Raw genomic sequence first — 24,376 nt, 5'->3', positions numbered from 1 at the left:
CAAGGCGCTTCTACGCCAGAGACGCCGCCGCCGCGGACATCGCACGCGTCATTCCAACGCTGCGGGCCGCTGTGCGGGGCCCGCGCCACTTGTTACCAGTGCGTTTACGAATTTGCGCGTCCGTCCTTAATCAGTGCTTAAGGTTTCGCGGCGGAGCGCGGGCCATTTCGGGGCGATTTTATGACATGATGGCAGGGGGTTATGGCCCGTTCAGCAATAACCTGAAGTTGTTAATCATCCGTGTGGGTCAGCTTGGGAACATCTGCCGCCCCGGCAGATCCGCGCCCCGAAAGCGACGGGTATTCCATGAAGAAGCGGTGGCAGCTAAAGGCAAACTGGCCCTCCGGCACTTCGGGCCGGGTAAAGTGCCCGTCTGGCCCCATCACCCAGCTTTGCGCCGTGTCGGCAAGGTTGGCGGCCATGATCTGGCTGACGATCTGCGCTTTGACGGTGGCGTTGTGGATCTCGACCCCGGTTTCGACGCGGCGGTTCAGGTTGCGGCCCATCCAGTCGGCGGAACTGATGAAGACCCGTGCCTTTTTGTGCGGCAACCCATAGCCGTTGCCGAAACAGATGATTCGGGAATGCTCCAGAAAGCGCCCGATGATCGATTTGACTCGGATATTCTCGGACAGGCCCTTGATGCCGGGGCGCAGCCCGCAGATGCCGCGGATCACGCAATCGATCTGAACCCCCGCCTGAGAGGCGCGGTAAAGCGCGTCGATCATGTCCGGCTCGATCAGCGAATTGAGCTTGAGCCAGATCTGTGCGGGCTTGCCTTTGCGGGCATGTTCGGTCTCGGCTTCGATCAACTCCAGCATCCCCGATTTCAGCGTGTGGGGTGAGAAATAGAGGTTCTCGAGACCTGCTGGCATGGCATAGCCGCTGAGGTAATTGAACAACTTGGCGGCGTCGCGCCCAAGCGCGGCATCGCAGGTGAAAAAGCTGAGATCAGTGTAAATCTTGGCGGTGATCGGATGATAATTGCCGGTGCCCCAATGGGTGTAGGTCACCAGCTTGTCGCCTTCGCGGCGCACCACCTGGGAAATCTTGGCGTGGGTTTTCCAGTCGAGAAAACCGTAGACCACATGGGCGCCCGAACGTTCCAGACGGCGGCTTTGGCGGATATTCGCGGCCTCGTCAAAGCGCGCCTTGAGTTCCACCAGCGCGGTGACGGACTTGCCCTCTTCGGCGGCGGCACAAAGGGCTTCGACGATGGGGGAATTGCGTGAGGTCCGGTAAAGCGTCTGCTTGATCGCCACAACGTCCGGGTCGGCGGCGGCCTGATTGAGGAACCGCACCACCATATCGAAGGTCTCGTAGGGGTGGTGCAGCAGCATATCCTTTTGCGCGATGGCATCGAACATATGGCCTTCAAAGTCCTGCACCCGTTCCGGCACGCGCGGCGTGAAGATGGGCCAAAGCAGATCGGGGCGATCTTCAAGCACCAGTTCCGCCAGATCGGCGATGCCGATGATGCCGTCCAGTTCGATCACCTCTTCTTCGTCGACGTGCAATTCGCGCATGACGATCTTGCGCAGGGCCTTGGGGGCATTGGCGCTGGTGGTCAGGCGCACGACCTCGCCGCGGCGGCGGCGTTTCAGGGCGACCTCGAATTCGCGCACAAGGTCTTCGGCTTCTTCTTCGACTTCCAGATCGCTGTCACGCAGCACACGAAAGCCAAAGTGGTCCTTGACCGCGTAGCCCGGGAACAGGCTGTCGATATGCAGCAGCAGCACGTCTTCCAGAAGGATAAACCGGTGCTGGCCGTCGTCGGCGGGCAGGGGCATGAACCGGTCAATCTGCGCAGGGATCGGAAGCAGCGCCTGCAAGGGGCGTTTGTCTTTGGTGCGGTCCAACTGCAGCGCAAGGCAATAGCCCATGTTGGCGATAAAGGGGAAGGGGTGCGCTGGGTCGATGGCCAGCGGCGAAAGCACTGGAAAGACCTTTTCGAGGAAGTCGGTCTCAAGCGCCTTTTTGTCCTCGGAAGTCAGCGCGTCGCGCCCGACGATACTGATCCCTGCTGTCTCCATCTCTTGGCGCAGGGTGCTGAGCATCTTTTGCTGTTCGGCCATCAAGCCACGGGCGTCTTCGTCGATGAGCACCAGTTGTTCCGCTGGCGTGAGGCCATCGGCGGCGGGGGTGGTGTTGCCTGCGTGGGCCAATTCGCGCAGGCCAGCGACCCGTACGGTGTAGAATTCATCAAGATTGGCGGCGGAAATCGACAGAAAGCGCAGTCGTTCCAGCAGCGGCACGCGCGGATTTCCCGCCTCTTCCAGAACGCGCCAGTTGAAGCCCAGCCAGCTGAGTTCGCGATTGAAGAAACGCCCGGGGCCAGTCAGGTCCATATCGGGCTGCTCCACCGGAGCGGGCAGGGGGGACTTCAGAAAATCGGCTTGTGTCATGGCGGGTTTTTGGTCCGTGGGTGCAACTGTTTTATGACGAGAGGCTGTCCCGTGGCAAAAGTTTTGGCGCAAAGAGGCTTTCAAAGACCGCGATGGCCAGCGGGCGGCTGACGCCCTTGGGACGCCCCAGCGCCTCGCGATCCAGAATTTCGACGATCAGCTGGGCGGCGGTGTAGCTGCGCGGAATGCGCTTGGCGAGATAGGGGATCACATCGCCCGCAGGCACGATCTGCCGGTCAGCGAATAGCTTGGCGATCAAGGCCGACAGCAGGTCGTCGTCCGGTTCCGAAAGCTGCGCGCCCTGCGCCCCGTCGGCGCGGCTTTGCAGATCGGCCAGCGACAGGCCCCATTGCGCGGGCGGTGTGCGCGCGGTCATCAGCAGGGGATGGCCTTGGGCCAGCACGAGATTGTGCAAATGGAACAGGGCTTCTTCGGCGGCGCTGTTGCCTGCGATGGTTTCTATGTCCTCGACGCAGACGGGGCCTTCGGCCAGCGCCGCGATATTGGCATGCGGCAGAGCAATGGCAGGCAGGATGGTGCCGCCGGTCAGGCGCGCCCAGACATGGGCCAGATGCGTCTTGCCCGCGCCCGCAGGACCCGACAGCACGAATTTGCCCGAAGGCCAATGCCGCCAGCCTTCGATCTGCGCGACCGCAAGCGCGTTGGCTTCGGTAACGTAAAAATCTCCCCGCCCCAATGCCGCACGGGTCGGCAGGGGCAAGGCAAGCTGGGTGGGTTCGCTCATGGCTCGTCGCTTCCAGTCAATCCAAGGAACAGGCGGCTGTTTTTGTACTGGCTTGTGGCAAAGCGGGCAAAGACCCCAAGCGCGGCGGCCAGCGGCACCGCGACCAGCATCCCGACAAAGCCAAAAAGCGAGCCAAAGACAGACAGCGCCAGCAGTAACCAGACCGGGTGCAGGCCCACCGATTTGCCGACAAGGCGCGGCGTTAGCAGATTGCCTTCGATGAACTGGCCTGCCTGAAATATCGCCCAGACCGCAAGAATCCACCACCAGTCGCCCCAGAACTGGAACATCGCCAAACCGATGGCCAACACGCCGCCAACGATGGCGCCGACATATGGAATAAAGGTCAACATTCCGGCGACCACGCCGACCACGAGGCCGAATTGCAAGCCGACCAGCCACAGGGCGATCGCGTAATAGGCGCCAAGGATCATGCAAACCGAGCCCATGCCGCGCACAAAGCCCGCCAGAACCCGGTCCACATCGCGCGCCAGCATCCGCACCGTGTCGCGGTGGTCCAGTGGCACCAGTTCATCGATGCGGGCGACCATATTGTCCCAATCCAGCAGCAGATAAACCGCCACCACCGGCACGATCACGAAAAGCAGCACAAGGTTCAGCAAGGAAGCCGCGCTGCTCAGCGCGGTGTTCAAAAGCTCTCCGCCCTTGGACTGAATGGTTTCGCCGATTGTCATAAGGGCTTTGCGCACCGGGCTGTCTTGGACGATGACGCTGGGAAAACGCTCGGTCAGAAAGGTTTGCAGATCGCGGAACAGCTGCGGGGCAAAGTCGAACAGGGACACCGCCTGCTGGATCAACGTGGGGATCACAGCCACCGCGAGAATGACAAACAGCAACAGCATGACCACGGTGATGATCCCGGTCGAAGCGGCGCGCGAGAATCCCATCTTCTCAAGCTTGTCCGCGACCGGATCAAGGAAATACGCAATCGCACCGCCCAGCACAAAGGGCAAAAGCACGTCGCCAAGGAACCAGAGCACGACGGCAAAAATCGCCAAAGCGATGCCCCAATACTTGAACTGTTCCCGGACCGGGAGGGCCATGGGCGATCCTTTTGTGTTGCCCTCCCTACATCGCCCGTTCCCCAAGCGGTTTCAAGGGCGCGCGCACAGGTCAGGATTGTATTACTGGAATGATGCTCGGCCCCGGCCTAAGCTTTGTTCTGCGGCCCGATGGCCCGATCCAGGGCCCCCAAAGCCACCATATTCAGAAAGAGACCATGCCAAGACCCTTCCTTGCCGCCCTGCTTTGTGTCGTTCTTTTCGCCCTGACGCTGCCCGGCGCACCTTCCTATGCGCAAGAAAGCGCCACCGCCGATGCCCTCGAAGAAGAGGTGGTCGATACCCAGCAGACGGTTTCGGTGGAGGGCGGGGTGCGCGACGACCAGATCGAGGCCCGCCTGCGCAACATCCTCGAAGCCTCAGGGTGGTACAGCGATATCGACGTTCAGGTCGATGACGGTATCGTTTTTCTGGACGGCACCACCGACAGCGCCAAACGTCAGGATTGGGTGCGCGATCTGGCAGCCAAGACCGATGGGGTGGTCGCGGTGGTCAACCGCATCCGGGTCAACCAGCGGGTCAGCTTTACCATTGCCCCGGCCATGACCGAACTGCGCCATCTGCGCGATCAGGCCGTGGCTGCCGCGCCGTCCGTGGTGGTGGCGGTGCTGATCCTGCCGCTGGCGTTTTTCCTGTCCAGCGTCGTGGCGCGGATCGCGGGCTGGGCACTTCAGAACCGCATCCAGACGCCCTTTCTGCGCGATATCACCGTGCGGCTGGTCGCGCTTCCGGTCTTTTTGGTGGGGCTCTACATCGTGCTTCAGGTGGCTGGACTGACGCAATTGGCGTTTTCGCTGATCGGCGGCGCGGGAATCGTCGGGATCGTGATCGGTTTTGCCTTCCGAGACATTGCCGAGAACTTTCTGGCCTCGCTTTTGCTGTCCCTGCGCCAGCCCTTTCGGCGCGGCGATTTCGTCGATGTGGCGGGCTACAAGGGCGTTGTGCATTCGATGAATACACGCTCGACCGTGCTGGTCTCGCCCGAGGGCAACCATATTCAGATCCCCAACGCGCTGGTCTTCAAATCCACGATCGAGAATTACACCGCCAGCGCCGCGCGGCGTGAAAGCTTTGACGTGGGCATTGGCTATGACGCCGCCATCTCCGAGGCGCAGGATGTCATTCTTGGTGTGTTGACGGGACACGAGGCCGTGTCGAACGATCCCGAACCGATGGTTCTGGCCGAGGGGCTGGGCGACTCGACTGTGAATATCAAGGTCTATTACTGGTTTGATGGGGCGCGCTTTTCTCCACTGAAATTGCGCTCGGCCCTGATCCGGCGGGTGAAGAGGGAATTGATGGAGGCTGGGATTTCCATGCCCGATCCGGCGCGCGAGATCATTTTTCCTGAAGGTATACCGCTGCCTTTGGGCGCCGGTGTCAGCGCCGGCAAACCGCAAAGGATCGCCCCGCCGCCGCATGATATTGTGCCCGAACCCGAGGTCAGTCACGCCGAAGACGATCTTTCGAACGAGGTCGAAGCACTGGAAGATCAGATGGCGGCAGAGGTCGAAGGCGATAAGGAAAACGATCTGCTGAACGGGTAAAGGCCGGTATCGGCCCCTACCGCATATGTTTGGTCGGCCAAGCCATGCCTGGCCATCGACCCGTTGCACGGGTCAGTGGCAGTTCGGACGCTCACCGGGCAGCAGAACCTTGTCGATCACATGAATCACGCCGTTGTCCGCCATGATGTCCGCAATCACGACATTCGCCGTTTGGCCGGTGCCATCTGCGATTTTCACGCCATCCCCGGCAGTGATGCAAAGCCGCTCGGATGCGAGAACGGGCTTGAAGTAGTTGGACCCCGCCGGAAAATCCACGGCGCGAAGTTTGCGATCATCGACGTGGTAAAGCAGCACGTTGGTCAACTGAGCTTTGTTTTCCGGCTTGAGAAGCGTTTCGACTGTGCCGTCAGGAAGCGCGGCAAAGGCCTCGTTCACGGGGGCATAAACAGTGAAGGGGCCGGGGCCAGACAGGGTTTCAGCCAGACCTGCGGCCTGAACAGCGGCGACAAGGGTGCTGAAACGTTCATCCCCAGCAGCGATGTCGACGATGGTGTCGGCTTGGGCGGCGCTCGCACCAAAGATCAGGGTAATGCCTGCAAGGGCGGATTTGAACGGGGTCATGAGTGCTCTCCTGTTGGGTTGAGTAAGGGTTTACGGAACGTCACCGCATTTGGATCAGACCGCTCACAGAAGCGTTATCTTGCGTGGTCTCTTGCAAAGCCGGGGCGCATGGCCCAAAACCCAAAGCCAATCGCACTTCAATGGGGTCTACCATGCGCCTGTCCCGCTACTTTCTGCCCGTTCTCAAGGAAACGCCCGCCGAGGCGCAGATCGTCTCGCACCGCTACATGCTGCGCGCAGGGATGATCAAACAGGCCAGCGCGGGTATCTATTCGTGGCTGCCGCTGGGCTTCAGGGTTCTGAAAAATATCGAAAACATCGTGCACGAGGAACAGCAGCGCGCGGGCCATATCCCGATGTTGATGCCGACGCTGCAGTCGGCGGATCTGTGGCGCGAAAGCGGGCGCTATGACGATTACGGCGAAGAGATGCTGCGCATCACCGACCGTCATGGTCGCGACATGCTGTATGGCCCCACCAACGAAGAGCTGATCACCGACATCTTCCGCTCGAACGTGTCGTCTTACAAAGACCTGCCGCTGACGCTCTATCACATCCAGTGGAAATTCCGTGACGAGATCCGCCCGCGCTTTGGCGTGATGCGGGGCCGCGAATTCTACATGAAGGACGGGTACAACTTTGACCTGACCAAAGAGGATGCGCTGCACGCCTATAACCGCCATCTGGTCAGCTACCTGCGCACCTATGAGCGCATGGGTCTTCAGGCGATTCCGATGCGCGCAGACAGCGGCCCCATTGGCGGTGACGACACGCATGAGTTCCTCGTTCTGGCCGAAACCGGCGAAAGCGAGGTCTTTTATGACAGCCAGATCACCGATCTGAAATTCGGCGACCGCGAGATCGACTATGACAGTGTCGCGCAGTGTCAGGCGGTGATGGAAGAATTCACTTCGCGCTATGCCCGGACGGATGAAACCCACGACGAGGCGATCTTCAACCAGATCCCCGAGGAACGCCGCCGCACCGCGCGCGGGATCGAGGTCGGGCAGATCTTCTATTTCGGCACCAAGTACTCTGACGCCTTGGGCGCCACGGTTCAGGATGCCGAGGGCAACAAGGTGCCGGTCCATATGGGCAGCCACGGGATTGGCGTGTCGCGTCTGTTGGGGGCGATCATCGAGGCCAGCCATGACGACAAGGGCATCATCTGGCCGGAAGGCGTGACGCCCTTTGCCTGCGGGATCGTCAACCTGAAGTCCGGCGACGCCGAAGCGGATGCCGCCTGCGAGGCGATCTATGGCTCGTTGAACGCGCTGGGACTTGAGCCGCTTTATGACGACACCAAGGAGCGCGCGGGCGGCAAGTTTGCCACCATGGACCTGATCGGTCTGCCGTGGCGCATCACCGTCGGGCCGCGCGGTCTGAAAAATGGTGTGGTCGAACTGACCTCGCGCCGCACCGGGACCAGTGAAGAGCTGCCGCCCGAGCAGGCCATCGCGCGGATCGCGCAGATTTATGGCAAGGCGCAGGCCTGAAGCATTTCTGGTGCTGCCCCTGTGGCGGCATCGCTAAAATGCCAGGAAGAACAGTCCAGAGGTGGCCTTTCTTGGACAGGCTCCGCCGGGGTGTGCTAGACTGATTTCAGGCGCCGTCAGAGCGTCGGGAATGAGGATTGAGCAGCATGATCTTGAGGGCATTGGCCTTGGCAGGCGGTGTGACCGGCGCGGCAGGGCTGTCGCAATTTCCCGAGTATTCTCAACAGTATATGCAGCGTCTTGGCGGCGCTGTGGATGAACTGTCCCGCCAGATCACACGGTACGAGCGGGATGCCGAGACCGTCGGCGTCACACTGGATGAGCTGTTGGTGCGGCTGGGCGCTGAGGGGCCACTGAGCCTGCGGCAGGCCGAAAACATGCGCGCAGACATGGCGCGGCGGGATCGGCTTGTGGCTGACCTGCAGACATTGGAAGGGGCGGGGCCCTTCATGCGCGCCAAGCTGGCCACGCATCTGGGCGACAGTGACATCGCCAAACGCGCGCTGGAAAACTACAAACCCGCGGCGCCGCTGACCTTTGAAGGGGCGATCTTTGCCGGTACCGGGTTCTTTGCGGGCTGGGCCGGTCTGAGTGCCTTGTTTGCCTTCCTTGCCGGGGGCTGGGCCACCGTCACCGGTCTGTTCCGGCGCAAGGCGAGGGCGCGGGCCTAACCGGCGACGGTTTTGACCTCGGCCACGATGCCGTCGACCACCTGGGTCAGCAGCGCTTCGTCCTCGCATTCCGCCATGACGCGGATCAACGGTTCAGTGCCCGATTTGCGGATCAGCAGGCGCCCCTTGCCAGTCAGCTGGCCTTCTGCCTCGGCGATGGCCTGTTGTACGGCGAGGGTTTCCAGCGGCGTCTGACCCGCGGCATAACGCACGTTCTTGAGCAGTTGCGGAACGGGGTCAAAGCTGCGGGTCAACTCCGATGCCGGTTGGCCGGTGCGGACCATTTCCGCCAAAAACTGCAGGCCCGCCATCAGGCCATCGCCCGTGGTGGCATAGTCCGTCATCACGATATGCCCGGACTGTTCGCCGCCCAGATTGAACCCCTTGGCGCGCATGGCTTCGACCACATAACGGTCGCCCACCTGCGTGCGCTCCAATCGCAGACCCTTGGCGTGCAAGAAGCGTTCCAGCCCGAGGTTCGACATGACCGTGGCGACAAGCGCGCCGCCGTTCAGGCGGTCTTCTTCCGCCCAGCGGGCGGCCATGAGCGCCATGATCTGATCGCCATCGGCGACCTGTCCGGTTTCATCGATCAGAATGATGCGGTCGGCGTCGCCATCAAGACAGATGCCCACGTCCGCGCCATGCGCGACTACGGTTTCCGCCGCAATCTGCGGTTTGGTAGATCCGCAATCGGCGTTGATATTCAACCCGTTGGGAGAGGTGCCGACCGGGATGACATCAGCGCCAAGTTCCCACAGAACCTCCGGCGCGGTCTTGTAGGCGGCGCCGTTGGCGCAGTCGATCACCACCTTCACACCGTCAAGGCGCAGCCCATGCGGCAGGGTGGATTTCACCCGTTCCTGATAGCGGAACCGACCGTCGTCGATCCGCTTGGCGCGGCCGATGTTTTGCGGTTGGGCGGGGCGGGGGCCTTCGTCGACCAAGGCTTCGATCCGGGCCTCGACCTCGTCCGAAAGCTTGAAGCCGTCGGGGCCAAAGAACTTGATCCCGTTGTCGTCCGCCGGGTTGTGGCTGGCGGAAATCATGATCCCAAGATCGGCACGCATCGAGGGCGTCAGAAGGCCGACGGCCGGGGTCGGAACCGGCCCCAGCAGCAACACGTTCATACCAGTGCTGGTCAGGCCAGCAGTCAGGGCATTCTCGAACATATAGCCGGACAGACGCGTGTCCTTGCCGATCACGACGCGGTGCACCCCTTGATGTTCGCGCCGGAAATGTCGGCCCACGGCGGCGCCCAGCATCAAGGCCAGTTCCGGCGTCATCGGAAAGGTATTGGCCGTTCCGCGTACGCCATCGGTGCCAAAAAGTTTACGCGTCATCATAGTCTCCAACAGTTACGGCACGCCAAAGCGCCAGCGCCTGCGCGGTCTCGGCGACATCGTGTACGCGCATGATCTGAACGCCCTGCGCCGCGGCGCCAAGCGCCACCGCGACCGAGCCGGGCATCCGCGCCGAGGCCGGGTTTGCCCCGGAGATGCGCCCGATGAAGCCCTTGCGCGACACACCCAGAAGGATCGGACAGCCAAGCCCGTGAAACAGGGAAATCCCGTTCAGAAGGGTCAGGTTGTGCTGGATCGTCTTGCCGAACCCGATGCCCGGATCGACGATGACCCGGCTGCGCGGGATGCCCAGTTCTTCCAGCATGACCAATTGTGCGGCCAGAAAATCAAAAACGTCGAGAAGGACGTCTTCATAACGCGGATCGTGGTGCATTGTCTCGGGATTGCCCTGCGCGTGCATGATGCAGACAGGCAGGTTATTGTCAGCGCAGAAATGAGCGAGCTTGGGATCATAGGTCAGGCCAGAAACATCGTTGACCAAGGCCGCGCCTTCGAGAACCGCCACTTTGGCGACCTCCAATTTACGTGTGTCGATGGACATCGGCACCCGAAGTTCCGTCCGCAAGGCCTTGATCACCGGTTCAACCCGGGCGATCTCGGCCTCGACGGGAACGGTGATCGAGCCCGGGCGCGTGCTTTCGCCGCCGATGTCGATCATGTCGGCACCATTGCGCGCCATGTCGAGCGCGTGGTTCAGCGCCTTGGACGCCACGTGGTGCTGACCGCCGTCCGAGAAACTGTCGGGCGTCACATTCAGGATGCCCATCAGGCGAGGCCGGTCAAATGTCAGTCCGGCAATGTCGGGGCGTGGCGCGCTGATCCGCTCCAGCCAGTCTTGCGGGATCGCCTCCAGATCAACACGTTTGACGGTGCCGTCGCGCATGTGAAGGGCGGCATGGGTGAACCAGCCCGGTCCACCGGCGACAGGCAATGCTGCATCGGGGCGGGGCGTTCCAAAACAAACAAAGGGGCGGTAGTAATTAGTACACATGCGCTGTGACTGGCCCATCCCGCCGCGCTTGGCAAGCGTCAAACCTGCGATTGTTTCGGCCTTGAAACATGCCAGGTCGGGCCATGCAAAGACGCGGAGTCTGGCCGCTCCCCTTATTTAATGGTGATGATCTGGCCCGTCAGTCCGAAAAGATCGCGTCACCGGGCTTCACGGCGCGTTGCGGTATGTTGGAGGGCTCCGGCAGGGTTTCGCCGATCACCACCAATTCGCAGGCTTCCATTTCGCCCGCGAACCAAGCCGCCAATGCTACGGAGTCGCGCATTTGGCCTTTGGGGCCCTGCGTGGCGTCCAACACGATCTTGGAAGGCGCCCAGACGCAGATTTGTCCGTTCTTCATAGCCCAGTCCAGCTCGGTCCGGGTGGCGACGACCTTGCAGCGATGATCGCGCGCCGCCAGCATCCAGCCGTTTTGTTCTATCGCCAGCAGGTCTACCCGTCGCTGGGTCATCTTGTGGCCGGTCTGCGGTGCGGGCAGGTCGGGGGCGCCGACGCAAAAGATTACCGGCGCGCGGCGCGCGGCCAGAGCATCTATCCAGTCGCTCAGCGCGTCCTGTGCCATCGCTTCGTTTGAAATATAGACCACCCGTGGATGCGGGCGCTCGCGCGCGATCTCTCCGGCGAGGTCATCGAGATGCTCGCCATAGTCGCGCTGGGTGCGGACAATCTCGACCCCAAGCGCGCCGGGGCCGCGATCCAGTTTTTCGATCCGCACGAAAGCGCGCAACGCTTGCGGCTCGAGCAGGATGCGCTCGGCGATGCGTTCGGCGAGGGTTTCCAACAGGTTGAGGCGTTCGGCGGCCAGTTCGTGGGCAATCGCTTCGGTTACGCGGTCATAAGACAGAATGCGGTCCACGTCGTCTTCGAGCGTGCCGGTAAAGGGGATCACCTCGACGACCACGTTGAACCGCAGCCTTTGGGTGGTTCCCCGCTCGGCCTGAAAGGCGCCGATCTCGGCCTCTACGATGTGATCGCGCAGGCTGATGCGGTCGCGCGGGTCGTCTCCGGCAGTGGCAAGCGCGCGTTCAGAGGGGTGCGCAAAGGCAAGGCGGATTTCGTCGGCCATAGGGGGCTCCGGCTAGAGTGCGGCGTCTGTGGCACCATGAACAGGCCATCGGCCCACGCGCCCGTTCAGGGGCGTCCTTACGCCGCTCTATAGCGACGGATCAACGTCTGTAGAACAGGTGATCGCCGATCTGGGCCGTCCGGCGGAACTTTTTTGCCCATTTCGGACGCACCGCCGTGGTGTGATAAAAGGTGGCGCCTTGCGTCAGGGCACGCGGCGCGCCGGACAGCATGATCTTGGCAACCTTGCCGACCCGTTCCCACGAGGCAGGTTCGTTGATCTGTTCGGGGTGGCCATCGCAGGTATAGGTGAACTGGCAGGCAAATTTTTTGCCGGTGCCCTGATTGACGACGCCGCAGACGGTATTGGGGTAGCGTGGGCTGTCGACCCGGTTCAGGATCACCTCCGCGACACCGAACAGACCCTTTACGGTTTCGCCGCGCGCTTCAAAGTAGAGCGCTTCGGACAGGCAGTGCCATTCGGCCCCGCCGGTGGCGCGCGGTTGCCGCGACAGCCAGTCTTTGGAATAGCCCACTCCGCCCTTGATGCCCGCGCCCGTCAGTGAGACAGGGGTCACCAATTGTTTCAGGTGTGCCGAGCCGGCCTTGCCCAAGGCGCTTTGTTCAAGCAGCAAAAGGCGTTTGGCGGTGGTATTCATTTCGGCCTGCGCGGGAATCGCTAGGACCGCTAGGGTTAGTACAAGACTTAAGACGCGCCACATGGGCTTGTATCTCTTTGCTATTTCGCGCCCCAAAGGCCTGCCTTGGAACCCGCGCGATATAGCCCAAGAGGCGTTTTTGGTAAAGTTTTGTTAAGGGTTTACTGCCTTGGCGCGGCAATATGGCCGCCTGCGGCGACCGCCGAGGACCATGCCCACTGGAAGTTGTAACCGCCCAGCCAGCCCGTCACGTCCACCGCTTCTCCGATGAAATAGAGCCCCGGCACCTGCTCGGACATCATGGATTTCGAGCTGATCTGGTCGGTTGAAACCCCGCCCAACGTGACCTCGGCGGTCCGGTAGCCTTCGCTGCCGGTTGGCTTCAGCCGCCAGCCTTTCAGCGTTCCGTCCAATGCCGAGATGCGTTTGTCCGAAAGATCGGCGAGATTGCCGGTCAGGTCCAATTCCTTGGCCAGCAGGCTTACCAGCCGCGCGGGCATCAGCGTGCCAAGTTCCGTCGTCAAGGCGCGGCGCCCGTTCTGGCCGCGCGCCGCTTTCAGATGCGCCTCGAGGCTTGCCCCGGGCAGCAGGTCCAGAATAATTTCGCCGCCCTCGCGCCAGTAAGAGGAAATTTGCAGGATCGCCGGACCGGACAGGCCGCGATGGGTAAACAGCAGCGCCTCGTCAAACCCGGCATGCTCGTTGAAAGCCCGAACCGGCAGGGCAACACCGGATATCTCGGCGAAACGGTCCTTGTCAAAGGTCAGCGGCACAAGGGCAGGGCGGGTCTCGGTCACGTCGTGGCCGAACTGACGCGCGATGTCATAGGCCAGCCCGGTCGCGCCCATCTTGGGGATGGATTTGCCCCCCGTGGCGACGATCACATTGCGCGCCGAAACCGTCTCGCGCCGTCCTTCGCGGTCCAGCGCGGCGCGGAAGATACCGTCGCGATGGCTCAGGCCCTTGAGCTCGGTCTTTAGCCATAGCTGGGCACCGGCCTTATCCATCTCGGTTTTCAGCATCTGGACGATCTGCGTGGCCTTTTCATCGCAAAACAACTGGCCAAGTGTCTTTTCATGCCAGGCAATGCCGTAGCGCCCCACCAGATCGAGAAAATCCCACTGCGTATAACGGGCCAGCGCGGATTTGTGGAAATGCGGGTTCTCGCCCAGAAAGGCTTGGGCATCGCAGTGCATGTTGGTGAAATTGCAGCGACCGCCCCCGGAAATCCGGATTTTCTCGCCCGGGGCCTTGGCGTGATCAATGACCAAACTGCCCGGCCCGGCACATCCGGCGGCCATCATGCCAGCCGCGCCAGCGCCAAGGATAAGAGTGTTCACCTGCATGGCGCTCAAGTCTCATCTTAGCCGCGCCAAGGCAAGCCTGCGGATTCAACAGTTGGGCACATTCACCGCCAGCCCGCCAAGCGAGGTTTCCTTATATTTCTCGTGCATGTCCTGCCCGGTTTGGCGCATGGTTTCGATCGCCGAATCCAGCGGGACAAAGTGATCTCCATCGCCGCGCAGCGCAAGCGAGGCCGCAGAGACCGCCTTGATCGCGCCCAGCCCGTTGCGCTCGATGCAGGGCACTTGCACCAAACCTTTGACCGGATCGCAGGTCATGCCAAGATGATGTTCGAGGGCAATCTCGGCAGCGTTCTCGATCTGCTCGGGGCTGCCGCCCAGCACGGCGCAAAGTCCAGCCGCCGCCATCGCACTTGCGCTGCCGACTTCGGCCTGACAGCCTGCCTCGGCACCGGAAATCGAGGCGTTGAACTTGACCAGCCCGCCTATCGCCGCGGCCGTCAGCAGGAAATCGGGGATGCCGCTGCGGGTCGAGCCGGGGCAATGGTCCAGCCAATAGCGGATGGTCGCGGGCACGACGCCCGCCGCGCCGTTCGTGGGCGCGGTCACAACTTGCCCACCGGCGGCGTTCTCTTCGTTGACCGCCATGGCGTACATGCTCATCCAGTCGTTGATGGTGTGGGGCGCGTTCAGGTTCATGCCGCGCTCGGCCTGCAACTGGTCGTGGATCGCCTTGGCCCGCCTGCGCACCTTGAGCCCGCCTGGCAGGATGCCCGTGCCCTCCAGTCCGCGCTCGATACAGCCGTCCATGACCTCCCAGATGCGGGCGATGCCGCGCTCGAGGTCGTCTGCCGGGCGGCGAGACAGTTCGTTGGCGCGTTTCATCTGGGCGATGGTCTTGCCCGAGGCCCGCGCCATTTCCAGCATCTCGGCGGCGGATTTGAAGGGGTAGGGGACGGGTTCACCGTCGTCGGTGTCCTTGCCGCTGGCCAGTTCGGCCTCGGTCAGAACAAAGCCGCCGCCGATGGAATAATAGGTCTCACTCAGAATCACGTCGCCCTGCGCGTCGGTTGCCATCAGGATCATGCCGTTGGCATGTCCGGGCAACGCTGGGCCAAAGTCAAACTTGAGATCCTCTTTGGGGTTGAAACGCAGCGGCGGCAGGCCTTTTGGCGTGACCTCGTTGGTTTCCTGTATCCGGGCCAGTTCCGCCTCGGCCTTGCCGTGGTCATAGGTGTCTGGCGCAAATCCGGCAAGCCCCAGAACCGTGGCGCGGTCTGTGGCATGGCCGACACCCGTAAAGGCCAGCGATCCATGCAGGGAGGCGCGCAACCCATGCGCCGTGAAGGGCGCGGAGCGCAACCTGTCCAGAAAGCGCGCCCCGGCGACCATCGGCCCCATGGTATGGGACGAAGATGGGCCGACGCCCACCTTGAACATGTCGAAAACCGAAAGAAACATTGCGCGTGCTCCGGGGATTGCCTGTTGCTTTTGACATAGACTGATTGGACCTGTGGTCATGTCTCGAAAGCGACGATCGTGGCGCGAAAGGCGCTGCTGTCAGGGTGTGTTGTCCGGAAAGGATTGGCAAGGGGCTGCGCTGCCAATCCGCAACACATCCCGGCGGGAATGGGCTGGCCGGCACGGAAATGGCCCGCCGCAAAGGCATTTGCGACGGGCCTTGGCGTGATGGATGCCGGATCAGTTGCCAGCAGGGCCGAAGTGCGCGGAAATGATATTGCTGTCGCCCTGCGAGCCCGACGGGACGAAGGGGGTCAGCTTGACGCGGGCATAGACCTCGTCCTTGTTGCCGATGACCCAGCCGAAGATGATGGTGTCCGGGTCTTCGTCCAGCACGTTGTTCGAAACGACGCGGGTGATCTGGCGATCGATACAGCCGTTCTGCGCACGAATGCAGCCGTTGCGCAGGGTGATCAGGTGATCGTCCCAGATCGGGTCGTCGCCCCGCAGGGTGACCCTTTCGACAAAGGTGCTGCCGGCCATTGCCTCGCAATTGGAAAAGCAGATCCGGTAGGTAACGGTCACCCGGCTGCTGTGTTTGCCGGCTTCTTCAATGCGCAGGTTTACATGACTGATGGTTGCCATCGGTTTATCCTTTCAAATGACATTTCTAAAAATATTGCCGCCCGAAAAATCCGGTGAAACATACCGTGGCGGTGAGATCAGGTTGAGTGAAATGCACGCTTGGGTAAAGTAATGTATTCCATATCTACACGTAATGCGTGTGTCGTGACGCACCTCGAATTGCGCCCAAATGTCTCTCGCCCCCAAGGCCCCGGCGCCCTATAAGGGCAGGGCTTCCAACGCTCAGGACAGGGGATCACAATGACCGGAGAGCTTTCGCCCATCGACAAGGCCAAATTCGCGGCCGCCAAACGCGCCGCCGAATTCGTCGAAGACGGGATGCGCGTCGGGCTTGGGACCGGCTCGACCGCCGCATGGCTGGTGCGCTGTCTTGGCGAGATGGTCCGCGAAGAGGGGCTGAAGATCCGCGGCGTGCCGACCTCGACCCGCACCGCCGATCTGGCACGCGAGGTCGGGATTGATGTTATTTCGCTGGACGAGGCCAAGTGGCTGGACATCACCATCGACGGCGCGGATGAATTCGACAGCAACCTGAGCCTGATCAAGGGCGGTGGCGGCGCGTTGCTGCAGGAAAAGATCGTGGCGACGGCCAGCGACCAGATGGTGGTGATCGCTGATGCTGCCAAAGAAGTCGAACATCTGGGCAGTTTCCCGCTGCCGGTCGAGGTGATCCCCTTTGGCTGGCAGACCTCGCAGGCTTTGATCGAGGAAACGCTGGTGTCGATGGATGTGATGGGCCGCCAGACCAGCCTGCGGATGAATGGCGATCGTCCTTATATCACCGACGAAGGCAACCATATCCTTGATCTGCACCTTGGCCGCATCGGCAACCCGCGCCAGTTGGCGATGGTGCTGAACCAGATCCCCGGCGTCGTGGAGAACGGCCTGTTCATCGACATCTGCGATCAGGTGGTGATCGGTTATGGCGATGGCCGCGTCGAAGTGCGCGACATCAATGCCGGAACGGTCTCGGAAGGCCGTATCGATTTTGTCGAGGATGACAACCTGTTCAAGGACATCTAGGCGCAAAGCGGCGCGGTCCGGAATTCCCTGCTTTCACAAATCCCGCGGCTGCGTCTACTCTGCTCGAAGCCAAATGCAGGAGCAGAACGCATGCGCGGGTTTTGGACACTCACAGCCCTTTTGATGCTGATAACAGCCGTGCCATCCTGGGCGGGCGGCCAGCGCGGGACGCAAGTGCCGATCTCGGATCACATGTGGGCGCGGATGGACGGGGTGTCGTGGCACGAGGGCCTTGGCTGCCCCGCGCGCGACGACTTGCGCCTGCTGACTATTCCGCATCACGATTTCCAAGGGCAGACGGCCATGGGCGAAATGGTTGTCGCAGCCGAGGTTGCCGATGACGTGCTGGATATTTTCGCTGACCTTTACGCAGCCGGCTTCCAGATCGAGCTGATGCGCCCGGTGCATCTGTTCTTGGGCGACGATGGCCGGTCGATGGCAGCCAACAACACCAGCGCGTTCAACTGCCGGGTTGTGGGCGGCACGAACCGGCTGTCGCAACACGCCTTTGGCAAGGCGATGGACATCAACCCGGTGCAAAACCCCTATGTGAAGGGCAGCTATACCTCGCCCGAGGCGGGCAAGGATTTTGACAGTGCCACGGAACGCGCAAAGGCCATTCCCGGCCTTGTCCGCGCTGGCGATCCGGTGATCGCCGCCTTCAAGGCGCGTGGCTGGGGCTGGGGCGGGGATTGGTCTTCGTCCAGGGATTACCAGCATTTCTCGGAAAATGGCCGTTAAGGCCTGACGCCATCGTGACAAGTCGTGCACTTGGGCCCGCTAGCGGCTGGCCAAGCGCAGTCCCATGTGAAATACCTCTGCACAAGAAAGTAAGGGCACCTCTACATGAGCGATTTTGACTATGATCTCTTTGTCATCGGCGGCGGTTCCGGCGGCGTGCGCGCGGCGCGCGTCGCAGCGGGCGAAACCGGCGCCAAGGTCGCATTGGCCGAAGAGGACCGCTATGGCGGGACCTGTGTGATCCGGGGGTGCGTTCCGAAAAAGCTGATGGTTTTTGCCAGTGAATACGCCCATGCCCCCGCCGAGGCCCGCGCCTATGGCTGGGACATCCCGGACGGTACGTTCAACTGGTCGGATTTTCGCGGTAAGCTGGAGGCCGAGCTGGATCGCCTTGAAGGCGTGTACCGCAAACTGCTGGCGGGATCGGGGGTCGAGACCTTTGACGCCCGCGCGCGCCTGAAAGATGCCCATACGGTCGAACTGTCGACCGGCGAGGTCAAGACCGCCAAGCATATTCTGATCGCCACTGGCGGGCGCCCCGTGCGGCCTGATCTGCCAAACGCACATCTGGGCATGGTCTCGGATGATATTTTCCACCTCGACGCGTTGCCGAAAAGCGTTCTGATCATCGGTGGCGGCTATATAGCCTGTGAATTTGCCTGCATTCTTAATGGTCTTGGGGTCGAAGTGACGCAGTATTATCGCGGCGCCCAGATCCTGCGCGGCTTTGACGAGGAGGCGCGCGGGTTGATCGCCGAGTCGATGAAGCAACGCGGCATTGATCTGCATGTGGGCACCGATATTGTCGAGATGCACCGCGCCACAGGCACGGACGAGGACGGCATGACCGCCCCGGTCGAGGTCGACCAATACGGCGCCCACCCCGAGGACGGCCCCGGCAACGGCCCGATCCGCGTGAAGGCGACCAACGGAAACACCCGCGTGTTCGATGCGGTGTTCTTTGCCACGGGGCGCAAACCCAACAGCGATGATCTTGGGCTTGAAGAGCTGGGCATCGAAACCGGTCGCAATGGCCAGATCACCGTGGACGGCTACAGCCAGACCAAGGTGCCCTCGGTCTACGCCATTGGCGATGTGACCGACCGGGTCAACCTGACCCCCGTGGCGATCCGCGAAGGCATGGCCTTTGTCGAAACCGTCTTCAAGGGCAACCCGACCGAGGTCGATCACGAGTTGATCCCCTCGGCTGTCTTTACCCAACCGGAACTGGGCACCGTGGGCCTGACCGAAGAACAGGCGCGCGATCAAGAGCAGATCGAGGTTTATTGTTCCTCGTTCCGGCCCATGCAAACCGCCTTTGCCGAGCGCCCCGACCGGGTGCTGATGAAGCTGATCGTTTCAAAGGCGACGCGCAAGGTTCTGGGGTGTCACATCGTGGCGCCCGGGGCGGGTGAGCTGATCCAGTTGGCAGGGATCGCTGTAAAGATGGGCGCTACCAAAGAAGATTTCGATCGCACCGTGGCTGTGCACCCAACCATGTCCGAAGAGATCGTGACAATGCGAAACCCGGTGCGCAGCGCTTGAATTGCGCGCAATTGCGCACAGATAAGGCTGCAAGGCAGCAAGTTTGGAAGACCAAGGAAGGAAACGACTTCATGGCAGGAAACAGCGGCGGCCCCTGGGGGGGCGGCGGTGGTTCGCAAGGCGGCGGCAACGGACGTCCCCCGCAGAACGGCGGCGGAGGCGGGCGCAAGCCTGACGACAACAACCCGATCCCCGAGATCGACGAGCTGATGAAAAAGGGACAGGAACGGCTGCGCGTGCTTATGGGCGGCGGCGGCAATTCCGGTCGCGGCAATGGCGGCGGTCAGGGGCCAAGCTTTGGCCGTGGCACGCTGGGTCTGGGGGTGCTTGCGCTTGTCGCGGTCTGGGCCTTTGGCAGTTTCTACACGGTTCGGCCCGAAGAACAGTCGGTCGAGTTGTTCCTTGGCAAATACTCCAGCACCGGCACGCCCGGTCTGAACTTTGCCCCTTGGCCTTTCGTGACCTACAACGTGGTCGATGTGACCTCGGAACGCACCGAGAATATCGGCGGCGGTCGAGCTGGAAATGATGGCCTGATGCTGACAACCGATGCCAATATCGTGGACATCGAATTTCAGGTGGTCTGGAACATCAACGATCCCAGCAAGCTGCTGTTCAACATTCGCGACCCCGAACTGACAGTTCAGGCGGCCTCGGAATCGGTCATGCGCGAGATTATCGCGGCCAGCAATCTGGCTCCGATTTTGAACCGAGATCGCGGATTGATCGCGACCCAGGCACAGGAACAGATTCAAGCGACATTGGATGAATATGAATCTGGTATCAGCATTGTCCGCGTGAACCTTGAAGGCGCCGATCCGCCGCGCGAGGTTATCGATGCGTTCCGTGAAGTGCAGGCCGCCGAACAGGAACGCGACCGGCTGGAACGTCAGGCCGACGCCTATGCCAACCGTGTGGTTGCCGAGGCGCGCGGTCAGGCGGCGCAGACCGTGCAGGTTGCCGAAGGCTACCGCGCGCAGGTCGTAAACGATGCCTTGGGTGAGGCGAGCCGTTTTTCGGCGGTTCTTACCGAATATCAAAAGGCACCCGATGTAACCCGCCGCCGGCTGTATCTTGAGACGATGGAAAGCGTGCTGGGTGATGTGGACAAGATGATCCTTGATCAATCTCTGACCGGATCGGATGGGGGCGGGATCGTCCCGTACCTTCCGCTGAATGAGCTGCGCCGGGGGGAGAACTGATATGCGTAAGACAACCTATATCTTACCCGTTCTCGTGATCGCTCTGGTCGCGGCCTTGTCGTCGATCTTTGTCGTCGATGAACGCGAAAAGGCACTGGTCCTTCAATTCGGCCAAATCAAGGCAGTCAAGGAGGACCCGGGGCTGGCCTTCAAGATCCCGGTGATCCAAGAGGTCGTGCGCTATGACGACCGCATCCTGTCGCTGGATACCGAAACCATCGAGGTCACGCCTTCGGACGACCGCCGCCTTGTGGTTGATGCCTTTGCGCGCTACCGCATCGCAGATGTCGTGCGGTTTCGTCAGGCCGTTGGTGTTGGTGGCATGCGTCTTGCAGAAGACCGGCTCAGCTCGATCCTGAATTCGCAGATCCGCGAAGTTCTGGGTGCCGATCAGGTCACTTCGGACACCATCTTGTCCGAAGATCGCCGCGACTTGATGAACCGTATCCGTGATCAATCCCGCGCCGAGGCTCTGTCGCTGGGGCTGGATGTCGTGGACGTGCGTCTCAAGCAGACCAACCTGCCGACGCAGAACCTTGAGGCCACCTTTGCCCGGATGCGCGCCGAGCGGGAACGCGAAGCGGCGGACGAGATCGCCCGCGGTAACGAAGCGGCGCAGCGTGTGCGCGCGCTGGCCGACCGGACCGTGGTTGAAACCCTGTCCGAAGCCGAAAAAGAGGGCAACGTGATCCGCGGTGAAGCCGACGCCGAACGCAACGGCATCTTCGCTCAGGCTTACGGAGCGGACGCCGAGTTCTTTGCCTTTTATCGTTCGCTCCAAGCTTATGAAAATTCGTTGAAGGGCGGCAACTCGACCATGGTCATGACACCGGACAGCCAGTTCTTCGACTACTTCAAGAGCGAAAACGCCGGTAAGCGTGCCGAGTGACCGGGACGGACATAGCAACGGGGATCGCCATGGTCCTCGTGATCGAGGGGCTGGTGTACGCACTGGCCCCTTCGCTTGTGGAACGCCTGCTTGAGGCGCTCCGCGACATGCCGCTGGAAACCCGGCGCAACCTGGGTCTGGCAACGCTGACCACCGGCTTGGTGATCTTGTGGCTGGTCAAAGGCTAGATAGGCGGCCTGTCCGTCCGGCCGCTTCGGAACGACCGGGCGGGCGCGGGACGGCAGCGCAAACTTAAACTTTAACCGCTTCGCCATTCAAAAGCCTCGCCAGGCCCAGGTTGCGGTGATCACGGCTACAACATGGCCGAATTGGTCCCAGCGCCCTGGATGGATGGCATATTGCGCGCGCAATGAGCTGCAAACTGGCGCAGTGACGGCTCTCGCTTCCGTGACTGCATTTTCACAGTTCCGAGAGGTATGGATTTGCAGCCTTTGGTGTTGCGCAATCGCACCTATCTTTGACACACTGGAAGACAGGAGGCAGGCGGCGACGCGCAACGCGCACCGGCTGGCAGAGACAAGGAGTTCCAAGTGAAACCGCAATCCCTCGCTTTGACGCGTGACCAGGCCACACCGCTACGGATGTTCTGGCTGACCACGCTGTCAATGGTACTTATTCTTTCCCAATCCCTCATGGCCCATGCCCGCGGCGCGCCCGAGACCTTTGCCGATCTGGCAGAACGGATCAGCCCCGCCGTGGTCAACATCACCACCTCGACCGTCGTGGCCGGACGCACCGGTCCGCAGGGCATCGTTCCCGAAGGCTCACCCTTCGAGGATTTCTTTCGTGAATTTCAGGACCGTAACGGTAATGGCCCGAACAGCGATCGTCCGCGACGTTCTTCGGCGCTGGGTTCCGGTTTTGTGATTTCGGAAGATGGCTATATCGTCACGAACAATCACGTGATCGAAGGCGCCGATGAGATCATGATCGAGTTCTTTGAAGGTCAGGAACTGCCCGCGCAGCTGATCGGCACCGATCCCAACACCGATATCGCGCTGCTCAAGGTCGAAGCCGATGGCCCGCTCAAATTCGTCAGCTTTGGCGACAGCGACATCTCTCGCGTGGGTGACTGGGTCATGGCCATGGGCAACCCGCTGGGGCAGGGCTTTTCCGTCTCGGCCGGGATCGTTTCGGCCCGCAACCGTGCGCTGAGCGGCACCTATGACGATTACATCCAGACCGACGCGGCGATCAACCGCGGCAACTCGGGTGGTCCGCTGTTCAACATGGATGGCGAGGTGATCGGCGTGAACACCGCGATCCTCTCGCCCAATGGCGGCTCGATCGGCATCGGCTTTTCGATGGCGTCCAACGTGGTGACCAAGGTCGTGGACCAGCTGCGCGAGTTCGGCGAAACCCGTCGGGGTTGGCTGGGCGTGCGCATTCAGGACGTGACCCCGGACGTGGCCGAGGCGCTGGGTCTGGAAAAGGCCAGTGGCGCGCTTGTGTCTGACGTTCCCGATGGTCCCGCCAAGGATGGCGGCATGATGGCCGGTGACGTGATCATGAGCTTTGACGGCGTCGATGTCGTCGATACCCGCCAGTTGGTGCGCGTCGTGGCCAATACGCAGGTCGGCAAGACCGTCCGCGTCGTGGTCAACCGTGAAGGCGAAACCCAGACGCTGAAGATCACGCTGGGCCGCCGCGAAGAGGCCGAGGGCGCCGTGCCTGCCTCGGTGACTACGGATGACACCCCCGAAGAGCCCCAGACCATGGACCTGATGGGCCTGACCCTGCAACCCTTGACGCAGGACTTGCGCGACGAGATGCAGTTGGACGAAAACGCCAAGGGTCTGGTCGTGATGTCGGTCGATGAGACGACAGAGGCTTTTGAAAAGGGCCTGCGGGCAGGCGACGTGATCACCGAAGCGGGCCAAAGTCAGGTTCTGGCGCTTGCCGACCTTGAGGACCGCATCGCCGAGGCCAAGGACGCCGGACGCAAGTCGATCCTGCTGCTGGTGCGCCGGGGCGGCGATCCGCGCTTTGTCGCGCTGGGTCTGGACACCGACGAATAATCCAGTCGGCTCGGTCTTGGGAAAGGGCGCCTTTCGGGGCGCCCTTTTCGTTTGTCAGACGATGGTGCGCGCCTTGTCCGCCGCGGCCTGCAATCCCTCTGCCACGGCCTGCTGTATGGGCGAGGTTTCCATCGCCAACAGACCGGCAGCCGTGGTTCCGGCATAGTCGATCATCTGGCGGACATGCTGTTCGGGAGTCATGGGGTCGTTGGCCAGCATCTCGCCACTGGCGAGGAACAACTGGCGAACGGCGCGATCCGCGATTTCGGGCGCGACCCCTTGCGCGGTGGCATGACGCGCCATGAGGGCGGCGAAATAGGCGGCAAAGCCCGGAACCGGGCCGGTCATGGCCGTAAACAGATCAATATGCGCTTCGTCGCTCACCTCATCGGTTTTACCGATGGCCTCGAAGAGGGCCTTGGCAATCGCGCGGTCTTCGGGTGTGGTGTCGGGGCTGGCGATCCAGGGACTATAGGCCAAGCGGCGACCGGCGGCGGGGCTGGACATGGCGCGGATCACTCGCGGGCTGCCGGTCAGGTCGCTGAGCTGGTCGCGGGTGGCACCCGCCATGACCGACAGGATCAGCTTGTCCGGGGCATGCAGGGCCAGATCCGGCACCGAGGCAGGCGGCACGCAAAGCAGGATGGCGTCACAGCGTTGTGCCAAGGTGCTTGGTTCCGTCGTCAGCGCCACGGCCTTGGGCACCCCATCGCGCGAACCGCTGCGGTTGCAGACCAGCAATCGCGCAGGATCAATGCCGCTGTCCAGCCATCCGCGCAGGATTGCGCGCCCTAACATTCCGGTTCCGATCAGTCCAATCATTGTCTCAGCGGGCATGGCGGGGCTCCTTGTTGATCTCATCTTACAAGGATGCACGTTATGCCGTTGAGGGCCAAGGACTC

General features: G+C 61.8%; 22 protein-coding genes. 10 read left to right on the top strand and 12 right to left on the bottom strand.

The window, feature by feature from the left end; genetic code table 11:
• Positions 1 to 230: 230 nt before the first annotated feature.
• Genes ACOYQJ_RS03420 through ACOYQJ_RS03410 form a run of 3 tightly spaced genes read right to left on the bottom strand, consistent with a single transcriptional unit; the run spans position 231 to position 4,214 of the window.
• On the bottom strand, positions 231 to 2,405 hold the full coding sequence (locus tag ACOYQJ_RS03420) for an RNA degradosome polyphosphate kinase (RefSeq protein WP_422904604.1): 2,175 nt from the start codon (positions 2,403 to 2,405) through the stop codon (positions 231 to 233).
• 31 nt (positions 2,406 to 2,436) lie between these two features.
• The gene (locus ACOYQJ_RS03415; protein ID WP_422904603.1) at positions 2,437 to 3,150 is read right to left on the bottom strand and encodes a P-loop NTPase family protein; all 714 of its coding nucleotides are present in this window, start codon (positions 3,148 to 3,150) and stop codon (positions 2,437 to 2,439) included.
• On the bottom strand, positions 3,147 to 4,214 hold the full coding sequence (locus ACOYQJ_RS03410) for an AI-2E family transporter (protein WP_422904602.1): 1,068 nt from the start codon (positions 4,212 to 4,214) through the stop codon (positions 3,147 to 3,149). Before ACOYQJ_RS03410 ends, ACOYQJ_RS03415 begins: the two co-directional genes overlap by 4 nt.
• Positions 4,215 to 4,390: 176 nt before the next feature.
• Between ACOYQJ_RS03410 and ACOYQJ_RS03405 the strand changes: the two genes are divergently transcribed.
• Positions 4,391 to 5,779: a mechanosensitive ion channel domain-containing protein gene (locus ACOYQJ_RS03405; protein WP_422904601.1), complete on the top strand. Its 1,389-nt coding sequence runs from the start codon at positions 4,391 to 4,393 to the stop codon at positions 5,777 to 5,779.
• 72 nt (positions 5,780 to 5,851) lie between these two features.
• Here the strand turns inward: ACOYQJ_RS03405 and ACOYQJ_RS03400 are convergent, their stop codons facing one another.
• Positions 5,852 to 6,361 (bottom strand): fasciclin domain-containing protein, encoded by a 510-nt coding sequence (locus ACOYQJ_RS03400; protein ID WP_422904600.1) that lies wholly within the window; start codon positions 6,359 to 6,361, stop codon positions 5,852 to 5,854.
• Between the two features lie 152 nt (positions 6,362 to 6,513).
• Here ACOYQJ_RS03400 and proS point away from each other — a divergent pair, with 152 nt between their 5' ends.
• Positions 6,514 to 7,857: a proline--tRNA ligase gene (gene proS / locus ACOYQJ_RS03395; protein ID WP_422904599.1), complete on the top strand. Its 1,344-nt coding sequence runs from the start codon at positions 6,514 to 6,516 to the stop codon at positions 7,855 to 7,857.
• A 146-nt stretch (positions 7,858 to 8,003) separates the two neighbouring features.
• The gene (locus ACOYQJ_RS03390) at positions 8,004 to 8,528 is read left to right on the top strand and encodes a DUF2937 family protein (RefSeq protein ID WP_422904598.1); all 525 of its coding nucleotides are present in this window, start codon (positions 8,004 to 8,006) and stop codon (positions 8,526 to 8,528) included.
• On the opposite strand, the gene glmM is transcribed toward ACOYQJ_RS03390, so the two are convergent.
• The 7 genes from glmM to ACOYQJ_RS03355 form a co-directional block, all read right to left on the bottom strand.
• A complete protein-coding gene (gene glmM / locus ACOYQJ_RS03385; protein ID WP_422904597.1) occupies positions 8,525 to 9,871 on the bottom strand; it encodes a phosphoglucosamine mutase in 1,347 nt (448 codons plus the stop codon). The two genes, ACOYQJ_RS03390 and glmM, sit on opposite strands and share 4 nt — an antisense overlap.
• Positions 9,861 to 10,901 carry a dihydropteroate synthase gene (gene folP, locus ACOYQJ_RS03380; RefSeq protein ID WP_422904596.1) on the bottom strand — a complete coding sequence of 347 codons (1,041 nt, stop codon included), beginning with the start codon at positions 10,899 to 10,901 and terminating at the stop codon, positions 9,861 to 9,863. Before folP ends, glmM begins: the two co-directional genes overlap by 11 nt.
• Positions 10,902 to 11,022: 121 nt before the next feature.
• Positions 11,023 to 11,967 carry a dihydroneopterin aldolase gene (locus tag ACOYQJ_RS03375; RefSeq protein ID WP_422904595.1) on the bottom strand — a complete coding sequence of 315 codons (945 nt, stop codon included), beginning with the start codon at positions 11,965 to 11,967 and terminating at the stop codon, positions 11,023 to 11,025.
• 100 nt (positions 11,968 to 12,067) lie between these two features.
• The gene (locus tag ACOYQJ_RS03370) at positions 12,068 to 12,625 is read right to left on the bottom strand and encodes a cell wall hydrolase (RefSeq protein ID WP_422904594.1); all 558 of its coding nucleotides are present in this window, start codon (positions 12,623 to 12,625) and stop codon (positions 12,068 to 12,070) included.
• Between the two features lie 161 nt (positions 12,626 to 12,786).
• On the bottom strand, positions 12,787 to 13,971 hold the full coding sequence (locus ACOYQJ_RS03365; RefSeq protein ID WP_422904593.1) for a BaiN/RdsA family NAD(P)/FAD-dependent oxidoreductase: 1,185 nt from the start codon (positions 13,969 to 13,971) through the stop codon (positions 12,787 to 12,789).
• Between the two features lie 45 nt (positions 13,972 to 14,016).
• A complete protein-coding gene (locus tag ACOYQJ_RS03360; RefSeq protein ID WP_422904592.1) occupies positions 14,017 to 15,390 on the bottom strand; it encodes an L-serine ammonia-lyase in 1,374 nt (457 codons plus the stop codon).
• 240 nt (positions 15,391 to 15,630) lie between these two features.
• Positions 15,631 to 16,035 carry a hypothetical protein gene (locus ACOYQJ_RS03355; RefSeq protein ID WP_422904591.1) on the bottom strand — a complete coding sequence of 135 codons (405 nt, stop codon included), beginning with the start codon at positions 16,033 to 16,035 and terminating at the stop codon, positions 15,631 to 15,633.
• Positions 16,036 to 16,275: 240 nt separating this feature from the next.
• On the opposite strand from ACOYQJ_RS03355, the gene rpiA reads away from it, so the two are divergent.
• The 7 genes from rpiA to ACOYQJ_RS03320 all read left to right on the top strand — a co-directional run bounded on the left by rpiA (position 16,276) and on the right by ACOYQJ_RS03320 (position 23,474).
• Entirely contained in the window at positions 16,276 to 17,058 is a 783-nt protein-coding gene (gene rpiA / locus ACOYQJ_RS03350) for a ribose-5-phosphate isomerase RpiA (RefSeq protein ID WP_422904590.1), read from the top strand.
• 90 nt (positions 17,059 to 17,148) lie between these two features.
• Entirely contained in the window at positions 17,149 to 17,799 is a 651-nt protein-coding gene (locus ACOYQJ_RS03345) for a M15 family metallopeptidase (protein WP_422904589.1), read from the top strand.
• Positions 17,800 to 17,904: 105 nt separating this feature from the next.
• Positions 17,905 to 19,344 (top strand): FAD-dependent oxidoreductase, encoded by a 1,440-nt coding sequence (locus tag ACOYQJ_RS03340; RefSeq protein ID WP_422904588.1) that lies wholly within the window; start codon positions 17,905 to 17,907, stop codon positions 19,342 to 19,344.
• A 71-nt stretch (positions 19,345 to 19,415) separates the two neighbouring features.
• Positions 19,416 to 20,546, top strand: coding sequence for an FtsH protease activity modulator HflK (gene hflK / locus ACOYQJ_RS03335; protein WP_422904587.1), 1,131 nt, complete (start codon positions 19,416 to 19,418; stop codon positions 20,544 to 20,546).
• Position 20,547: 1 nt separating this feature from the next.
• The gene (hflC, locus tag ACOYQJ_RS03330; protein ID WP_422904586.1) at positions 20,548 to 21,435 is read left to right on the top strand and encodes a protease modulator HflC; all 888 of its coding nucleotides are present in this window, start codon (positions 20,548 to 20,550) and stop codon (positions 21,433 to 21,435) included.
• Entirely contained in the window at positions 21,432 to 21,623 is a 192-nt protein-coding gene (locus ACOYQJ_RS03325) for a DUF2065 domain-containing protein (RefSeq protein ID WP_422904585.1), read from the top strand. Before hflC ends, ACOYQJ_RS03325 begins: the two co-directional genes overlap by 4 nt.
• 414 nt (positions 21,624 to 22,037) lie before the next feature.
• Entirely contained in the window at positions 22,038 to 23,474 is a 1,437-nt protein-coding gene (locus ACOYQJ_RS03320; RefSeq protein ID WP_422904874.1) for a DegQ family serine endoprotease, read from the top strand.
• A 54-nt stretch (positions 23,475 to 23,528) separates the two neighbouring features.
• Here the strand turns inward: ACOYQJ_RS03320 and ACOYQJ_RS03315 are convergent, their stop codons facing one another.
• Entirely contained in the window at positions 23,529 to 24,311 is a 783-nt protein-coding gene (locus tag ACOYQJ_RS03315) for a pyrroline-5-carboxylate reductase family protein (RefSeq protein ID WP_422904584.1), read from the bottom strand.
• Positions 24,312 to 24,376: the final 65 nt, after the last annotated feature.

It is taken from the genome of Pacificoceanicola algae, from assembly GCF_049341065.1.
Taxonomy (GTDB): Bacteria; Pseudomonadota; Alphaproteobacteria; order Rhodobacterales; family Rhodobacteraceae; genus Pacificoceanicola.
This window is presented reverse-complemented; position numbering and strand designations above follow the sequence as displayed.